The following is a 1,334-nucleotide window of genomic DNA, read 5'->3' on the forward strand; positions in this document are numbered from 1 at the left end:
GTAAGACCGCATGTCTTTTTTCAGCGGCGCGCGCATGACGGTTCAGCTTGTATCCTGATCGCATGGCGGCAAGTGCCGTCGATTTGCGATGGAGGAAGGCATGACGAACGAACAACTGACGATCCATGTCGGGATCGACGTTTCGAAGGACAAACTGGCAGTTGCAATCGCCGGTGGAGGGGTGCGTGACGAGGTTCTCGGCTTGGGCACCTTTGAAAACACGCCGGCCAGCGTTGACCGGCTACTCAAGAAGCTCTCGAGACGCGGGCCGCCTGTCTCGGTATGCTATGAAGCGGGACCAACGGGATATGGTCTTTATCGGCAGGTGCGTGCGTTCGGTTTCGAATGCTGTGTTGTGGCGCCCTCTTTGATCCCGGTGCGTGCCGGTGAGCGCGTAAAGACAGATCGGTTGGATGCCATTCGACTGGCCCGGCTGTTGCGTGCTGGGGAACTGACGCCGATCTGGGTTCCTGACGAAACGCACGAGGCGATGCGTGATCTGGTCCGGGCTCGGGAAAGTGCCGCAGAGGATCAGCGGCACAAACGCCAGCTCGTTTCGGCCTTTATGTTGCGTCACGGGCGGGTCTATCACCGGACCAAGCCTTGGACGATGCGATATCGTCGATGGCTGCAAGGCCAAAGCTTCGCTCATCCGGCGCATCAGCTCGCCCTTCAGGAGATGCTGCAAGCTGAGCGGAATGCCACAGAACGCCACGATCGGCTGACTGGACATATTGAAGCTCTGGTGCCGGAATGGGACCTTGCCCCAGCTGTGAATGCGCTTCAGGCCTTGCGAGGTGTGGCGATGATAAGTGCCGTCACCTTCATGGCCGAAATTGGGGATGTGCGCCGTTTTGAAACGCCGGTGAAATTGATGGCCTATTTGGGGCTCGTTCCAAGCGAATACTCGACGGGAAAAACGACCAGGCGTGGTGGGATTACCCGAGCAGGTAACTCCCGAGTTCGCCATAAGCTGATCGAAGGTGCTTGGACCTATCGACTGCCTGCACGCCCGGGAGCGAGGAAGCTCTACATCCTTCAGGAACAATCAGCCGAGGTTCAGGACATTGCCTGGAAAGCACAATCTCGTCTGACGGCGCGGTATCGTAAACTCAGCCAACGAGGCAAGAAATCGACTGTCGTCACCACTGCCATCGCAAGGGAAATGGCTGCCTTCATGTGGGACATCGCCCGCCGCACTATGCCTGCCTGTTAGGTGCGGCCTACATGCCCCCAATGGCGGGCGCGAGGTCAACGGCAGGGGAATATCCGGCAGTCGCTTTGAGGCCAACTCACGTTGATGCCCGTTGTAAGATAGGAATAGCCCCGAGACG

General features: G+C 58.4%; 1 protein-coding gene. It reads left to right on the forward strand.

Annotation, left to right across the window (positions count from 1 at the left end; all coding sequences use genetic code 11):
* Window positions 1–100: 100 nt before the first annotated feature.
* The gene (locus DC363_RS16545) at window positions 101–1,216 is read left to right on the forward strand and encodes an IS110 family RNA-guided transposase (protein WP_108642263.1); all 1,116 of its coding nucleotides are present in this window, start codon (window positions 101–103) and stop codon (window positions 1,214–1,216) included.
* The last annotated feature ends 118 nt before the right edge of the window (window positions 1,217–1,334 follow it).

The sequence above is a fragment of the Thalassorhabdomicrobium marinisediminis genome (assembly GCF_003072065.1).
GTDB classification, from domain to species: domain Bacteria; phylum Pseudomonadota; class Alphaproteobacteria; order Rhodobacterales; family Rhodobacteraceae; genus Octadecabacter; species Octadecabacter marinisediminis.

Coding starts and splice junctions, on each gene's coding strand:
- DC363_RS16545 (WP_108642263.1), top strand. CDS start 101: ATGACGAACGAACAACTGACGATCCATGTCGGGATCGACGTTTCGAAG.